Here is a 15320-nt window from a genome sequence, read left to right on the forward strand (position 1 = left end):
CCCAGCTGACGCTCGTCCGTGCCCTCGCCCGTCCCCGTGAGGAGCCTTGCGGCTCCGACCAGCCAGATCCTGCGAAAGAGACACCCCATGCTCAAGATCGCCGTCCCCAACAAGGGCGCCCTCTCCGAGGCCGCGGCCCTGATGCTGACCGAGGCCGGCTACCGGCAGCGGCGCAACTCCAAGGACCTCGTCACCCTCGACCCCGACAACGACGTCGAGTTCTTCTACCTGCGACCGCGTGACATCGCGATCTACGTGGGGGAGGGGACGCTCGACGTCGGCATCACGGGTCGTGACCTGCTGCTCGACTCCGGCGCCCACGCCGCCGAGAACATGACCCTCGGCTTCGGTGCGTCGACGTTCCGCTTCGCCGGCCCGGTCGGCGCGCTCACGAGCGTCGACGACCTCGCGGGGCTGCGCATCGCGACGTCGTACGAGGGCATCGTCGGCACCTACCTGGCCGAGCGGGGCATCAGCGCCGACGTCGTCCGCCTTGACGGTGCGGTCGAGTCGTCGATCCGCCTGGGCGTGGCCGATGCCATCGCCGACGTCGTCGAGACCGGCAGCACGCTGCGCCAGGCCGACCTCGAGGTGTTCGGCGACCCGATCCTGTCGTCCGAGGCGGTGCTGATCACACGTCGCGACGCGCCGGAACCGGAGGGCTTCGAGGTGTTCAAGCGGCGGCTCGACAGCGTCATCGTCGCCCGCACCTACGTGATGATGGACTACGACATCACGGTCGGCCAGGTCGACAAGGCCGTCGAGCTGACGCCCGGCATCGAGTCGCCGACCGTCTCGCCCCTGCACCGTGAGGGATGGGTCGCGGTGCGGTCGATGGTGCCGCGCGACACGGCCCAGAGGGTCATGGACGACCTGTACGGGCTCGGCGCCCGCGGCATCCTCGTCACCGACATCCTCGCGTGCCGGATCTGACGTCGACATGTCGGACCTGAGGACCTTCCGTCCCGGAGGCGCACGCATCGTCGCCTACGCCGTCGCGGTCATCATGCTCGTGCTCACGGCGGTCATCGCCTTCGCGCTGCCCGACGAGATCTACTTCACGACGGCCGAGACCATCACGCTGTGGATCATCATCGGGGCGGTGCTGGTGCTGCTGCACGGCATCGGACGCAGCGTCGTCGTCGCGGGCGAGGAGGGTGTCGAGGTCGTCAACGGGTACCGCCGGCACGACGTCTCGTGGCACGAGATCAAGGGCTTCGCGATGAACGAGGGCGCTCCGTGGCCGACGCTCGTCACCACCGACGACGACCGCGTCATGCTGTTCGCCATCCAGGGCAGCGACGGAGGAAAGTACGCCCGCGAGGCCGTGGCCTACCTGCGCGCGCGGGTGCCGCGATGACCGGCGACCACGGCCGATCGCTGGCGAGCCCGCAGTTCCCCGGCGACGACGGCTCGGTCGACCCCGCGCTGACCGGCGCCCTCGGCGACGACATCGCGGTGCTGCAGGCCCTGCCCGGCGCACGGGTGTTCGTGCCGATCGTCCCGCTGCTCGGCGAGGTGCCCGCCGAGGGCGACAAGAACGCCGACATGGCAGCCGTGCTGATGACCGGCGCCGACGGGCGTCAGGCACTGTTGGCGTTCACCAGCGTCGCCACCATGACGGCGTGGGACCCCCAAGCCCGTCCCGTGCCGGTGCTCGGCAAGGACGCGGCCCTGGCGGCGATCGACGAAGGAGCGTCCGCCATCCTGCTCGACCTGGCTGCCCCGTCGTTCTCGGTGATCGAGCACGACGACGTGCAGCACCTCGCCGCCGGCCACCGGCTCGTGAGCAGCGACGTCGGCCTGGCCTGGATCAGCCACTCCCCGTAGCCGCGATCGAGCGCACCTCGCGCAGCGGCACCGTGATGTGCACGTTGCCGTCGTGGCGCTCGACGCGGGCCACGAACCCGGCACGGCCGACGGCCCGCAGCAGGCGGTCGTTCGATCCCGCCGTCACGAAGGTCAGCCTGGCCGCGCCGGCGTCCTTGGCATGGCTCGCGGCCAGGCGCATCAGCCGGGTGCCGAGGCCACGTCTCTGCCAGGCGTCCTCGACGATCAGCTGGAAGGTCCACGTCTCGTCGATGAGCTCGAGCACGCCGTGGCCCACGACGTCGGTGCCGACCTGCACCACGAGGGCGGTGCCGTGGTCGGGCACCACGAGACGCCGGGCCATCCGCGTGGTCATCGGCATCTTGAGGGGCACCTGGTAGCGCTCGTAGAGCGTGTCGATGCTGCACCGCTCGTGCATCGCGGACACCGCCTCGATGTCGGTCAGACCGGCCACGCGCAGGAGCGGCACCGCGTCGCGGTTCGACGGGACGATCAGCGGCACGTCGGCCCCGGCATCGCCCACCAGTGACACGAGTGCCTGGGCCCGAGCGCGCTCGACCTCGGTGAACGGCACGGCACGGCTGATCCTCAGCTCGGATCCGCTGCGCCGGTTGAGCACCATCACGTCGTGGCCGGCGTAGTCGGCGACGTCCGGCGGCTCGGTCTCGAGCAGCTCGTGCAGCACCGATGCGATGTCGCGCTCCTCCTCGAGCACCTCGTGGACGCCGCGCAGGTAGCGGGTGGTGGCATCGGCGACCGACGCGTCGCTGACCCGGGTCGCCGAGACGTCCGAGCCTCCGGCTGCCTCGAACAGCTGGGCGACCATGACGTCGGTCCATCCGGTTGGCGCGCTGACGACGAGCTCGTCGGTCACGCGCGGGCTGGTGGGGAAGACCTGCAGCGCCAGGATGTTGACCTCCGCGCGGCCGCAGGCCAGCGCGATCTCGGCCAGGATCCCCGGCCTGTCCACGAGGGTCGTCCGCACGCGCCACAGCATGCGTCCATCCTGGCCCCGCGACTTTGCGGCACCGATTCCATCGTGTTTCGCGCAGGCAACGTGTCGTTTTGTCGATCCCCGCCTTGCCCTGATAGCCTTGAGGCCGAAGTGGAGGTCACCTCCCACCTGCGTGGTTCCTGATCACGGGGTACGAGTCTTTTTGTGTGCGGTGTACACCGTGTTCAAGAGGACGGTGGTTACGTGTTCTCGTGCACATCTCGGGAATGTCTGGCCGGTGGCGTCCGTTTCGTACGGGGGCCACTTTTTTTGTTTCCAGTCCGTGGCCCTCCACACGACTCCAGGAGGATCCATCACCACAGAGCTGCGCGTCAACGACCGAATCCGAGTGCCCGAAGTACGCCTCGTCGGTCCTGGCGGTGAACAGGTCGGCATCGTTCGTATCGAAGATGCCCTGCGACTGGCGGCGGAAGCCGATCTCGATCTCGTCGAGGTGGCGCCCACAGCTCGTCCGCCGGTCTGCCGTCTCATGGACTACGGCAAGTTCAAGTACGAGACCGCACAGAAGGCCCGCGAGTCCCGGCGCAACCAGACCAACACCATCATCAAAGAGATGAAGCTGCGCCCCAAGATCGATCAGCACGACTACGACACCAAGAAGGGTCATGTCGTCCGATTCCTCAAGGCCGGCGACAAGGTCAAGATCACGATCATGTTCCGCGGTCGCGAGCAGCACCGTCCCGAGCTGGGATACCGCCTGCTGCAGCGCCTGGCTGCCGACGTCGAGGACCTCGGGTTCATCGAGTCCAACGCTCGCCAGGACGGCCGCAACATGACGATGGTGCTCGGGCCGCACAAGAAGAAGTCCGAGGCCCAGGCCGAGGTCAAGGCCGAGAAGGTCAAGAGCATGGCCGAGAAGTCTGCCGAGAAGGAGGCCGAAGAGGCCGAGGTCAAGGCACACCGCGAGGCCCACCAGGCAACCGCCGCACCCAAGAAGCCCCGTCGACGTTCCGAGAACATCGACCCAGACATGGAGGCATAAATGCCGAAGTTCAAGCCCCACTCGGGGATGAAGAAGCGCGTCAAGCTCACCGGCAGCGGCAAGCTGCGTCGCGAGCAGACCAACCGTCGTCACCTCCTCGAGGTCAAGTCGTCGGCCCGCAAGCGTCGCCTCGAGGGATCCACGGCCGTCTCCAAGAACGACGTCCCCCGCGTGAAGAAGATGCTCGGTCTCTGACCGCGTCCCACCCCCTCCCACGGACTAGCTAGTCCACTCAACTTGAAGGAGAACTGAGATGGCACGCGTCAAGCGCTCAGTCAATGCACAGAAGAAGCGTCGTCAGACACTCGAGCGGGCTGCGGGCTACCGCGGCCAGCGCTCGCGCCTGTACCGCAAGGCCAAGGAGCAGGTCACTCACTCGCTGGTCTACAGCTACCGTGACCGCAAGGCCAAGAAGGGCGACTTCCGTCGTCTGTGGATCCAGCGCATCAACGCCGCGGTCCGCGCCGAGGGCATGACGTACAACCGCTTCATCCAGGGCCTCAAGGCCGCGGGTGTCGAGGTCGACCGCAAGATCCTGGCCGAGCTGGCCGTTCACGAGCCCGCCGCGTTCTCGGCGCTCGTGCAGACCGCGAAGGACAACCTTCCGGCCGACGTCAACGCTCCGAAGACCGAGTCGAAGGATGGCGCCGCGGCCTGACCGCGGTTGCCCTCCCAGCAGCACCCACGTAGTGGCGAGTCCTCCTCCCGGTGACGGGACCGGCGAGCTCACCGTCCGTTCAGGACGTGTGAAGCACGCCAAGAGGCTCGCCACTCGTGCGTTCCGGGCGGATCGGCGCGAGTTCCTCGCCGAAGGCCCGCAGGCGGTCCGCGAGGCGCTCGACCACGGGGGAGCGGTGCTCGAGGTCTTCGCCACCGCATCGGCCACCGAGCAGCACACCGATCTCGTCGAAGCAGCCCGCCGCGGCGAGATCGAGTGGCACGTCGTCGCCGACGAGGTGGTCGCCGCGATCGCCGACACCGTGCAGCCGCAGGGCGTCGTCGCCCGGTGCGCGATGCTCGACCGTCCGCTGGCCACCCTGCTCGACCGGTCGCCCGGCTTCGTGGTCGTCTGCGCCGACATCCGTGACCCCGGCAACGCCGGTGCGGTCATCCGGTGCGCCGATGCCGCCGGGGCCGATGGCGTCGTCTTCGTCGGCGACAGCGTCGACCCCTTCAACCCCAAGTCGGTCCGGGCGACGGTCGGCAGCCTGTTCCACGTGCCGATCGCGATCGAGCGCGACGTCGTCACGTCGCTGGCGGCGCTGCAGGCGGCGGGCCTGACGATCCTGGCCGCCGACGGGCAGGGCGACGTCGGCCTGTTCGACGACGACCTCGACCTGCGCGTTCCGACGGCGTGGTTGATGGGCAACGAGGCGTGGGGCCTGCCCGACGACGTCCGCTCACTGGCCGACCGGGTCGTCGCGGTGCCGATCTTCGGTCGTGCCGAGAGTCTCAACCTCGCCACCGCGGCCGCCGTCTGCCTGTACGCGACGGCACGGGCTCGTCTCGACGGCTGAGCCACGTCGTCCGTTCGAGTCGTCACCAGTGGCGCATTGGTACTAGATTCAGCCGTCATGGAGTCCGCCCACCGCTCAGACTTCGACCACTATCCCGACGGCGTGATCATTGCCGGTCCCGACGGCCTGGTCGAGTACGTCAACCCGCGCATCGTGTCGATGGCGCGTGCGGAGGACGACGAGATGCTGGGCATGCACCTGTCCGAGGCGGTGCCGTTCGACGACCTCAACGGCAACTCCTGGTACGACAGCATGCGGCCCTACGACGGGCTCAACATCCGCACCCGCATCTCCGAGGCGTCGTGGTGGTCGCCGAAGGGCAGCGAGTACCTGATCACCGCGACGCTGGTCCGCGAGAAGCGCGGGGGACCGGTGCAGCGGGTCGTGGTGAGCGTCCGCAACGCCCGCATCCGCAACCAGGCCGACCGTGAGCGCTCCGACCTGGTGGCGACGGTGGCCCACGAGCTGCGCTCGCCGCTGACGGGCATCAAGGGCTTCACGTCCACCCTGCTCACCAAGTGGAGCAAGTTCTCCGAGGAGCAGCGCCAGCTGATGCTCGAGACGGTCGACTCCGACGCCGACCGGCTCAGCCGGCTCATCACCGAGCTGCTCGACGCCGCGCGGATCGACGCGGGTCGGCTGACCCTCAAGCGCGGGCCGGTCAAGCTCGACGAGGTCGTCCGGCACGTGCTGACCAACGTCTCCGGCGGCAGCAGCGAACCGTTCGAGATCAGCATCAAGGACGATCTCGACCTCATCTGGGGCGACAGCGACCGCATCCACCAGGTCGTGACCAACCTCGTCGAGAACGCGATGCGGCACGGTTTCGGCCTGCGCGAGGTCGTGGTGCAGAACACGCGACACCACGACTACGGAGGTGGCGTGTCACTGCAGATCCACGACAACGGGCCGGGCATCCCGGTCGAGATGCGCCAGCGCGTGTTCAGCCGCTTCTGGCGCTCCGGGCCAGGTGCCGGCAGCGGTCTCGGGATGTACATCGTCCGCGGCATCGTCGAGGAGCACGGCGGTGCGATCGACATCCAGGACGCCGAGGGCGGAGGAGCGCAGATCCGGGTCTGGTTCCCGATCAACGAGCCCGCCTCGATGTCCGACTGACGGTCACTAGACTGGGCCTGTTCGATCGCCACTACCTCGAAAGACAGGTCCGCAGTGTCTGCGCCCAACTCCTCGTACGACCCGGTGGAGGTCACCCCGCTGCGCTCCGACGAGATCGAGCGCATGCGCGACGAGGCCCTCGCGGCCGTTGCCGCCGCCCGCTCGCTCGACGACCTCAAGCAGGTCCGCATCGACCACGTCGGCGACCGCTCGCCGATCGCGCTGGCCAATCGCGAGATCGGCGCCCTGCAGCCGCAGGCGCGCAAGGAGGCCGGCCAGCGGGTGGGCCAGGCTCGTGGCGCCATCAGCCAGGCCCTCGCGGCCCGCACGGCCGAGCTCGAGGCCGCCGAGGAGGAGGCCGCGCTCGTCTCCGAGACCGTCGACGTCACCCTGCCGTGGGACGTCTCGCCGGTCGGTGCACGGCACCCCGTCACCACGCTGTCCGAGCACATCGCCGACGTCTTCGTCGCGATGGGCTGGGAGATCGCCGAGGGCCCCGAGGTCGAGGCCGAGTGGCTCAACTTCGACGCCCTCAACCTGGGGCCCGACCACCCGGCCCGCACGATGCAGGACACCTTCTGGGTCACGCCCGAGAAGGCCGCGATGGTGCTGCGCACGCACACCTCGCCCGTGCAGGCACGCACGATGCTCACCCGCACGCCCCCGATCTACGTCGCCTGCCCCGGACGTGTGTTCCGCACCGACGAGCTCGACGCCACGCACTCGCCGGTGTTCCACCAGGTCGAGGGCCTCGCGATCGACAAGGGTCTGTCGATGGCGCACCTCAAGGGCACGATCGACCACTTCGCACAGGCGATCTACGGCGACGGCATGACGACCCGGTTCCGTCCGTCCTACTTCCCGTTCACCGAGCCGAGCGCCGAGATGGACCTGCTCTGCTACGTGTGCCACAACGAGCCCGACGCCGTCGCGTCGTGCCGCACCTGCAAGGGCGAGGGCTGGGTCGAGTGGGGCGGCTGCGGCGTGGTCAACCCGCGCGTGCTGATCGCCTGCGGCGTCGACCCCGAGGTCTACTCGGGCTTCGCCTTCGGCATCGGCATCGACCGCACCATCACGTCGCGCTACGACATCGCCGACCTACGCGACCTGTTCGACGGCGACATCCGCTTCACCGAGCCGTTCGGAGTAGAGCTGTAATGCGAGTACCAGTTTCCTGGCTGCGCGAGTACGTCGACCTGCCGGAGGGCCTCTCGACCGAGGATCTCGCCGCCCGCCTCACCGCGTTCGACCTCAAGCTCGAGGAGATCGTCTCCTCGGGCATCAGCGGGCCCCTCGTGGTCGGTCGCGTCCTCGCCCTCGTCAAGGAGGAGCAGAAGAACGGCAAGACGATCAACTGGTGCCGCGTCGACGTCGGCGCGCACAACGATCCGTCCGTGCCGGACGCCCCCGGCGAGGACGTTCCCTCGCGCGGCATCATCTGCGGCGCCCACAACTTCGTCGAGGGCGACCTCGTCGTCGTCTCGCTGCCGGGCACGATGCTGCCCGCCCTCGGGTTCGAGATCAGCGCACGCAAGACCTACGGGCACGTGTCCGACGGCATGATCTGCTCGGGTGCCGAGCTGGGCGTGCCGGGCGATGCCGACGGCATCATCGTGCTGGCCCCCGGATCGGCTCAGCCCGGCGACGACGCCGTGGCGCTGCTCGGGCTCGACGAAGAGGTGCTCGACCTCGAGGTCAACCCCGATCGCGCCTACGCCTTGTCGCTGCGCGGTGTCGCCCGTGACGCGTCGATCGCGTTCGGCGTGCCGTTCCACGACCCCGCCGACCTCGAGGCCGCCGCCGTGCCGTCCGCCGGACCGGGGGCCTATCCCGTCGACGTCCAGGACCCGTCCGCGTGCCCCGTGTTCGCGGCGGTGACCGTCACCGGTGTCGACCCGAAGGCTTCGACGCCGGCCTGGCTCGCGCAGCGCATCGAGCTGGCCGGCATGCGCTCGATCTCGCTGGCGGTCGACGTCACCAACTACGTCATGCTCGAGCTCGGCATGCCGATCCACGGCTACGACCGCGACCTGCTCCAGGGCACGTTGGTCGTGCGCCGGGCTGCCGAGGGCGAGCAGCTCACGACGCTCGACGGCGTCACCCGCACGTTGACGTCCGCCGACGCGGTCGTGGCCGACGACCGAGGTCCGGTCGGCCTGGGCGGCGTGATGGGCGGCGAGCAGGTCGAGATGACCCCCGCGACGACCGACATCGTCGTCGAGGCGGCTGTCTGGGGCGCGCCCATGATCGCGCGCACGGCTCGCACGCAGCGACTCACGTCCGAGGCGGCCAAGCGCAACGAGCGCGGCGTCGACCCGACGTTGGGTGCCCGCGCCGTCCGCCGCGTGGCCGATCTGCTCGTCGAGCACGGTGGCGGCACGCTCGAGGACGGCTTGACGCTGCTGGGCGAGCCGCCCGTGCGGTCCGACATCGTCCTGAAGGCCGATCTGCCGGCCCGCATCACCGGTGTCGACATCGACACGGTGACCGCCGTCGAGGCGCTCGAGGCCAATGGTTGCGCCGTCGAGGTCGACCACGAGTGGCTCACGGTCACCCCGCCGCCCTGGCGGCCCGACCTGACCGATCCCTACGACGTCGTCGAGGACGTCCTGCGCGTCGTGGGCTACGACCAGGTGCCGTCGGTCATCCCTGTCGCCCCGGCCGGACGTGGACTCACGACCGCGCAGAAGCTGCGTCGCCGTGCGGGCACCGTGCTGGCGGGCGAGGGGCTCGTCGAGGTCAAGACGTTCCCGTTCGCGGGTCCGTCCGACTTCGACCGCATGGGGCTGGCGCCCGACGACGTCCGGCGCCGTCAGGTGCTGCTCGAGAACCCGCTGTCGGCCGAGGATCCCGGCATGACCACGACGCTGCTGTCGGGCCTGCTGCGCAGCCTCGCGCTCAACATCGGTCGCGGACACGCCGACGTCCACATCACCGAGACGGGGCGTGTCTTCCTGCCGCGCGCCGAGGCGGCCGAGGCACCCGTCTACGGGGTCGATCACCGCCCCACCGACACCGAGCTGGCCGCGTTCGAGAGCGCGCTGCCCGAGCAGCCGCACCACGTCGGCCTGGTCATGAGCGGCGAGCGCGTGCGGTCCGGCTGGGCAGGGCCAGGCCGCCCGGCCACCTGGGCCGATGCCATCGCCGTCGTCCGACACGTGGCGACGTCGATGCACGTCGACGTCACCGTCGAGGCGGCCGCCGTCGCGCCGTGGCACCCGGGGCGCTGTGCCGCGATCGTCGTCGACGGTGAGACCGTCGGCCACGCCGGCGAGCTGCACCCACGGGTGCTCAAGGCGTACGGGTTGCCGCCCCGCGTGGTGGCGGCCGAGATCGATCTCGATGCCGTGATCGCCGCCTCCCCGGCGGTCGGCCCGCGACCTGAGTTCTCGTCGTACCCCGTCGCCAAGGAGGACCTCGCGCTCGTGGTCGACGCCTCGGTGCCGGCGGGCCCGCTCGAGCGGACGCTGGCCTCGGCCAGCCCGCTCATCGAGTCGGCCCGGTTGTTCGACGTCTACGTCGGCAGCCAGGTGCCCGAGGGCCACAAGTCGCTCGCGTTCGCGCTGCGGCTGCGGGCCCCCGACCGCACCCTGACCGACGACGACATCCGCGGCGCCCGCGAGGCCGCGGTGAGCGCAGCGAACCAGGCCACCGGCGCGACCCTGCGCACCTGACCCGATGCTGACGCGTGGGTTCCGCCCCCGTGAGGCGCGGGTTGCGCAACCCACGCGTCAGTGGTGCGGAACCCACGCGTCAGTGGTGCGCAACCCACGCGTCAGCGTCAGAAGGTGACGGAGGGGGCGGTCTCCTGGCCGTCGGGAGCGTTGTAGAACTCGCGGGCCTGCACGCCGGCCATGCCGGTGAACAGCAGCCACGGGATCGTCTTGACGATGTTGTTGAGGCTCGCGACGGCGTCGTTGTAGTACTGCCGCGCGAACGAGATCTTGTTCTCGGTGTCCGAGAGCTCCTTCTGCAGCTCGAGGAAGTTCGTCGACGCCTTCAGGTCGGGGTAGGCCTCGGCCACCGCGAGGACATCGACGATCGCCTTGTCGAGCTGCGCCGACGCCGCCGACTTCTCGGCCACGGTGCCGTCGTTCGCCGCGGCCTTGACCGCGGTGCGGGCGCGGGTGACCTCCTCGAAGACGCCCTTCTCGTGCTGGGCGTAGCCCTTGACGGTGTTGACGAGGTTGGGGATCAGGTCGGCGCGCCGTGTCAGCTGCACGTCGATGCCGCCGAGCGCCTCCTGGGCGCCGATGTCGAGCCGGCGCAGCTTGTTGAACGCATAGGCCGCGAACAGTCCCACGAGGACGATGACGGCGATGACGGTGAGCAGGACGGGCATGAGCTTCTCCAGGTGCGGATCGGACGGAACGGGGGACGAGCCGGGATGAGACGGGACAGGACGCGGAGCGCGGGATCTACCAGGAACCGCCTCCGCCGCCCCCGCCACCACCGCCGCCGCTGAAGCCCCCGCCACCGGACGAGCCGCTCGAGGACGACGACTGCGTGGCCGAGTAGGCGCTGATGGCTCCGGCCAGCGAGCTCTCGAAGCCCGAGAAGTCCTGGCCGCCGCCGAAGCCGCCGCCCGCGCTGCCCGAGCCCGCGCCACCGGCGAGCCACACCGGGGACGGCGCCGGCGAGCCCGTGGTCGTCTCGTACTTGCGGGCCCACCGGTCGGCGCAGTCGAAGGCGACGGCGTACGGGATGAAGGCGGTGTAGAGGTCCTTGCGGCCGCTGAAGTCGAAGCGGTCCTTGGCCGAGCTGGTCGACAGCATCCGCTCGAACCCGCCTGATCGCGACCACAGGTCGCGACCGAGGGCCGTGCGCCTCTTGCCGACGCCGGCCGTCACCAGTCCGGCGCCGCCGAGGGCGAAACCGGCGAACGGCAGGGCGTAGATGCCGGGTACGGGGCTGACGACCGACACGAACCCGACGACGAGCAGCGCGATGAACGACAGCACCACGGCGACCCGTCCTGCGACCTCGGACGGGACGGCCCGTTGGGCGCCGATGCCCTCGGCCCACCGGTCGACGACGGCCGGCAGCTCGTCGCGGGTCTTCTGCAGCTCGGCTCCGGCCTCGACCGTCTTCTTGCCGGCCGTGAACGTCGCGCCGGGCTGGGTCACCCCGAGCGACTCGCCGACGAAGCGGGTCACGTCGTCGGTGGCGGCCCATGCGGCGGCGTCGCCGACACCCGTGATGGTCCAGGTCGCGTCGTCGCCGTGCGACAGGGTCGTGAGCCCGCGCTCGGCCTGGTGCAGCAGGGTCGCCACGAGCGCGCGGTCGGGCACCTCCTCGGTCGTCAGGTACGCCGTCTGGACAGGCCCGAGACCCGTCGGCGGCTCGTAGGTGACCGGCAGGCCGGGCTCGTCCTCGCGCGACCGGCGGTCGAGGACGTAGGCCAGCGCCATCAGCACGAAGGTCACGAGCAGGACCACGGCCAGCGCGATGCCCGACCGTCCGAGCGAGCCGTCGGCCGCGATGCCCCACGGAGCGGTGACGCGGTCGGGGGTCGGCACCGGCAGACTGACGCGCACCGTCACCGGCGTGCGGGCCGGGAGGGCGCCCGTGGTGAGCGTGACGGTGTCGGTGCCGGCACCCTCGATCGTGCACGGTCCGGCGGTCGCGGCGCCGACACCGGTCGTGCACTGCACCTGGCTGGAGGCGGCGGGCAGCGTCAGGCGAATCGTCGACCGGTCGATGTCCATCTGCCAGCCCTGGGCGACGACGTTCCAGTAGAGGACCGACTCGGACGGACGGTCGTCGGCCCAGCTCGACGACGCGTCGGAGCCGTTGCCGACCGTCGTGGGGGACAGGACGCCGTCGATGCGGTAGGTGATGGTGTAGGTGTGCGTGCCGGACGAGACCGTGCTGTCAGGATCGCCGATCTTGGCCACCCGCAGGCGGGTGCCCTTCTCCCACGACAGCTCGACCGGCACGGACCGTCCGTCGAGCTCGACCGTGACCTGCCGGGGCTCGAGGCGTGCGTGCTCGTCCTGGGGGTCGGCGAGGTCCCAGAACCGGAAGATGCCGTGCCGGCCGGCCGGGAACTCGGTCGTCAGCGTCTCCTTGGCCACCAGCGTGCCGCCCGCCGTGACGAGGTAGTCGGCCTGGTAGTCCGAGATGCGCACGGGGTCGGGTCCCGGTGTGGTCGTGTCGGGCACGGTGGCCATCAGCAGGGGCACCAGGAGGATCGCTGCGGCCACCACGAGCACGACGAGACGCAGCAGGATCCGCTTCATGGCTGCATCCTAGGGGTGGGGCGGCACCCTCCGAGGACGATTGGGAGCACCCCCATCTGCAAGGTATTGCACTCGCATGCAAGAATGTGAGTCATGTCCAAGGTCCTCACCAGTCTCCCGTCCGGCGAACGCGTCGGCATCGCCTTCTCCGGAGGGCTCGACACCTCCGTCGCCGTCGCCTGGATGCGCGACAAGGGCGCCGTGCCCTGCACCTACACCGCCGACATCGGCCAGTACGACGAGCCCGACATCGCCGGTGTCCCCGGGCGCGCGATGGCGTACGGCGCCGAGCTGGCCCGGATGATCGACTGCAAGCGGCCCCTCGTCGACGAGGGCCTCGCCGCCCTGGCGTGCGGCGCCTTCCACATCCGCTCGGCCGGCAAGACCTACTTCAACACGACGCCGCTCGGGCGGGCCGTCACCGGCACGCTGCTGGTGCGGGCGATGAAGGAGGACGACGTCAACATCTGGGGCGACGGGTCGACCTTCAAGGGCAACGACATCGAGCGCTTCTACCGCTACGGCCTGCTGGCCAACCCCGAGCTGCGCATCTACAAGCCGTGGCTCGACGCGGCCTTCGTCGCCGAGCTGGGCGGCCGCACCGAGATGAGCCAGTGGCTCGTCGAGCACGACCTGCCCTACCGCGACAGCCAGGAGAAGGCCTACTCGACCGACGCCAACATCTGGGGCGCGACGCACGAGGCCAAGACGCTCGAGCACCTCGACGTGTCGCTCGAGACCGTCGAGCCGATCATGGGCGTCAAGTTCTGGGACCCGTCGGTCGACATCGACACCGAGGACGTCACGATCTCGTTCGCCGAGGGCCGTCCCGTCGCGATCAACGGCACGACGTTCGCCGACCCGGTGGCGCTGGTGCACGAGGCCAACGTGATCGGCGGACGGCACGGGCTCGGCATGTCCGACCAGATCGAGAACCGCATCATCGAGGCCAAGAGCCGTGGCATCTACGAGGCGCCCGCGATGGCGCTGCTCCACATCGCCTACGAGCGGCTGCTCAACGCCGTGCACAACGAGGACACGATCGCCAACTACCACGCGCACGGACGCCGGCTCGGACGCCTGATGTACGAGGGCCGCTGGCTCGACCCGCAGGCGATGATGCTGCGCGAGTCGATCGAGCGCTGGATCGCCTCGCTCGTCACCGGCAGCGTGACGATCCGTCTGCGGCGCGGCGAGGACTACTCGATCCTCGACACGCAGGGCGAGAACTTCTCGTACCACCCCGACAAGCTCTCGATGGAGCGCACAGACAACGCCGTGTTCGGCCCGACCGACCGCATCGGCCAGCTGACGATGCGCAACCTCGACATCGCCGACTCGCGCGCCAAGCTCGAGATGTACGCGGCACAGCCGCTCGACCAGGGCCAGGTGCTCGTCGAGAACGGCACCCTGTTCGGCGACCTGCCGGCCGGGGGAGCGACCCGCATCGAGGCCAATCCCGCGGCCGCGGTCGAGGACGAGCACTCCCTCGACGCCGCCGCGATGGAGCTCGGCACCGACTGACCTGCACGTCCCGACTACTGCAAAGGTGGACAGATGACCACGATCACCGTCGCCGTGGCCGGCGCGAGCGGATACGCGGGCGGCGAGGTGCTGCGGCTGCTGCTGTCGCACCCCGACGTCGAGATCGGTGCCCTCACCGCGGCGTCCAGCGCCGGCACCGCCCTGGGTGCCCACCACCCTCATCTCGTCCCGCTGGCCGATCGCGTGCTGCAGCCGACCACCACCGAGACCCTGTCGGGTCACGACGTGGTCTTCCTCGGCCTGCCGCACGGCGAGTCGGGCGCGGTCGCCGCGCAGCTGGGCGACGACGCGCTCGTCATCGACCTGGGCGCCGACTTCCGCCTCGAGTCGGCCGACGACTGGACCGAGTTCTACGGTGGCGAGCACGCCGGCACCTGGCCCTACGGCATGCCCGAGCTGATCGTCGGCGCCGGACGTCAGCGCGATGCGCTGGCGGGTGTCAACCGCGTCGCCGTGCCCGGCTGCAACGTCACGGCGGTCACCCTGGGCATCCAGCCCGCCGTGGCGGCCGGCCTGGTCGAGGCGACCGACGTGGTCGCCGTGCTGGCCAACGGCTACTCGGGCGCGGGCAAGGCGCCCAAGGCGCACCTGATCGCGTCGGAGGCGCTCGGCGCGGCCTCGCCCTACGGCGTCGGCGGCACGCACCGCCACGTCCCCGAGATCATGCAGAACCTGCGCCGCGCCGGCGCCGGCGAGGTGGCGGTCTCGTTCACCCCGACCCTCGTGCCGATGGCGCGCGGCATCCTCGCCACCACGACGGCACGGCTGGCCGGCGGCGTGGACGTCGCGGCCGTCCGGGCGGCGTACGAGGCCGCCTACGACGACGAGCCGTTCATCCACCTGCTGCCCGAGGGCCAGTGGCCGACGACCGCCGCCACGCTCGGCGCCAACACGGCGCAGCTGCAGCTCGCCGTCGACGAGCGGGCACGACGCCTGGTCGTCGTCTCGGCGATCGACAACCTCGTCAAGGGCACCGCCGGCGGTGCCATCCAGTCCATGAACCTCGCCCTGGGTCTCGCCGAGACCACGGGCCTCTCGACGATCGGACTCGCACCATGAGCAGGGGAGCAACC

At 70.2% G+C, this 15320-nt stretch carries 15 protein-coding genes; 12 read left to right on the top strand and 3 right to left on the bottom strand.

The features are described from left to right. Positions 1–87 precede the first annotated feature (87 nt). From hisG to DX116_RS12735, 3 genes are read left to right on the top strand one after another with little or no spacing between them, the layout of a single operon-like run. Positions 88–933, top strand: a complete 846-nt coding sequence (gene hisG / locus DX116_RS12725; protein ID WP_119704637.1) for an ATP phosphoribosyltransferase — start codon at positions 88–90, stop codon at positions 931–933. 7 nt (positions 934–940) lie between these two features. After that, complete coding sequence (locus DX116_RS12730) at positions 941–1360, top strand: PH domain-containing protein (protein WP_119704638.1); 420 nt, start codon at positions 941–943, stop codon at positions 1358–1360. Then, positions 1357–1830: an SseB family protein gene (locus DX116_RS12735; RefSeq protein ID WP_119704639.1), complete on the top strand. Its 474-nt coding sequence runs from the start codon at positions 1357–1359 to the stop codon at positions 1828–1830. The genes DX116_RS12730 and DX116_RS12735 overlap by 4 nt, the downstream gene beginning before the upstream one ends. Here DX116_RS12735 and DX116_RS12740 read toward each other — a convergent pair. Further along, a complete protein-coding gene (locus DX116_RS12740) occupies positions 1814–2827 on the bottom strand; it encodes a GNAT family N-acetyltransferase (RefSeq protein ID WP_119704640.1) in 1014 nt (337 codons plus the stop codon). The two genes, DX116_RS12735 and DX116_RS12740, sit on opposite strands and share 17 nt — an antisense overlap. A 346-nt stretch (positions 2828–3173) precedes the next feature. Between DX116_RS12740 and infC the strand changes: the two genes are divergently transcribed. From infC to pheT, 7 genes are all read left to right on the top strand, one after another. Beyond that, positions 3174–3827 (top strand): translation initiation factor IF-3, encoded by a 654-nt coding sequence (gene infC / locus DX116_RS12745; RefSeq protein WP_233556737.1) that lies wholly within the window; start codon positions 3174–3176, stop codon positions 3825–3827. Continuing rightward, positions 3828–4022, top strand: coding sequence for a 50S ribosomal protein L35 (gene rpmI / locus DX116_RS12750; RefSeq protein WP_119704641.1), 195 nt, complete (start codon positions 3828–3830; stop codon positions 4020–4022). It begins immediately after the preceding gene. A gap of 58 nt (positions 4023–4080) precedes the next feature. Then, positions 4081–4485: a 50S ribosomal protein L20 gene (rplT, locus tag DX116_RS12755; RefSeq protein WP_119704642.1), complete on the top strand. Its 405-nt coding sequence runs from the start codon at positions 4081–4083 to the stop codon at positions 4483–4485. 88 nt (positions 4486–4573) lie between these two features. Further along, positions 4574–5344 (top strand): TrmH family RNA methyltransferase, encoded by a 771-nt coding sequence (locus DX116_RS12760; RefSeq protein ID WP_233556739.1) that lies wholly within the window; start codon positions 4574–4576, stop codon positions 5342–5344. Positions 5345–5401: 57 nt separating this feature from the next. Beyond that, entirely contained in the window at positions 5402–6460 is a 1059-nt protein-coding gene (locus DX116_RS12765; RefSeq protein ID WP_119704644.1) for an ATP-binding protein, read from the top strand. A 54-nt stretch (positions 6461–6514) separates the two neighbouring features. Beyond that, positions 6515–7618, top strand: coding sequence for a phenylalanine--tRNA ligase subunit alpha (pheS, locus tag DX116_RS12770; protein ID WP_119704645.1), 1104 nt, complete (start codon positions 6515–6517; stop codon positions 7616–7618). After that, positions 7618–10134 (top strand): phenylalanine--tRNA ligase subunit beta, encoded by a 2517-nt coding sequence (gene pheT / locus DX116_RS12775; RefSeq protein WP_119704646.1) that lies wholly within the window; start codon positions 7618–7620, stop codon positions 10132–10134. Before pheS ends, pheT begins: the two co-directional genes overlap by 1 nt. Positions 10135–10241: 107 nt before the next feature. Here the strand turns inward: pheT and DX116_RS12780 are convergent, their stop codons facing one another. Further along, positions 10242–10802, bottom strand: coding sequence for a LemA family protein (locus tag DX116_RS12780; protein WP_119704647.1), 561 nt, complete (start codon positions 10800–10802; stop codon positions 10242–10244). Between the two features lie 76 nt (positions 10803–10878). Then, entirely contained in the window at positions 10879–12702 is a 1824-nt protein-coding gene (locus DX116_RS12785; protein WP_199716070.1) for a DUF2207 domain-containing protein, read from the bottom strand. Positions 12703–12795: 93 nt separating this feature from the next. Here DX116_RS12785 and argG point away from each other — a divergent pair, with 93 nt between their 5' ends. Both argG and argC read left to right on the top strand, forming a co-directional pair. Continuing rightward, the gene (gene argG, locus DX116_RS12790) at positions 12796–14226 is read left to right on the top strand and encodes an argininosuccinate synthase (protein WP_119704648.1); all 1431 of its coding nucleotides are present in this window, start codon (positions 12796–12798) and stop codon (positions 14224–14226) included. Positions 14227–14259: 33 nt separating this feature from the next. Next, positions 14260–15306, top strand: a complete 1047-nt coding sequence (argC, locus tag DX116_RS12795; RefSeq protein WP_119704649.1) for an N-acetyl-gamma-glutamyl-phosphate reductase — start codon at positions 14260–14262, stop codon at positions 15304–15306. The last annotated feature ends 14 nt before the right edge of the window (positions 15307–15320 follow it).

Source organism: Aeromicrobium endophyticum, from assembly GCF_003586285.1.
GTDB classification, from domain to species: domain Bacteria; phylum Actinomycetota; class Actinomycetes; order Propionibacteriales; family Nocardioidaceae; genus Aeromicrobium; species Aeromicrobium endophyticum.

Coding starts and splice junctions, on each gene's coding strand:
- hisG (WP_119704637.1), top strand. CDS start 88: ATGCTCAAGATCGCCGTCCCCAACAAGGGCGCCCTCTCCGAGGCCGCG.
- DX116_RS12730 (WP_119704638.1), top strand. CDS start 941: ATGTCGGACCTGAGGACCTTCCGTCCCGGAGGCGCACGCATCGTCGCC.
- DX116_RS12735 (WP_119704639.1), top strand. CDS start 1,357: ATGACCGGCGACCACGGCCGATCGCTGGCGAGCCCGCAGTTCCCCGGC.
- DX116_RS12740 (WP_119704640.1), bottom strand. CDS start 2,827: ATGCTGTGGCGCGTGCGGACGACCCTCGTGGACAGGCCGGGGATCCTG.
- rpmI (WP_119704641.1), top strand. CDS start 3,828: ATGCCGAAGTTCAAGCCCCACTCGGGGATGAAGAAGCGCGTCAAGCTC.
- rplT (WP_119704642.1), top strand. CDS start 4,081: ATGGCACGCGTCAAGCGCTCAGTCAATGCACAGAAGAAGCGTCGTCAG.
- DX116_RS12765 (WP_119704644.1), top strand. CDS start 5,402: ATGGAGTCCGCCCACCGCTCAGACTTCGACCACTATCCCGACGGCGTG.
- pheT (WP_119704646.1), top strand. CDS start 7,618: ATGCGAGTACCAGTTTCCTGGCTGCGCGAGTACGTCGACCTGCCGGAG.
- DX116_RS12780 (WP_119704647.1), bottom strand. CDS start 10,802: ATGCCCGTCCTGCTCACCGTCATCGCCGTCATCGTCCTCGTGGGACTG.
- DX116_RS12785 (WP_199716070.1), bottom strand. CDS start 12,702: ATGAAGCGGATCCTGCTGCGTCTCGTCGTGCTCGTGGTGGCCGCAGCG.
- argG (WP_119704648.1), top strand. CDS start 12,796: ATGTCCAAGGTCCTCACCAGTCTCCCGTCCGGCGAACGCGTCGGCATC.
- argC (WP_119704649.1), top strand. CDS start 14,260: ATGACCACGATCACCGTCGCCGTGGCCGGCGCGAGCGGATACGCGGGC.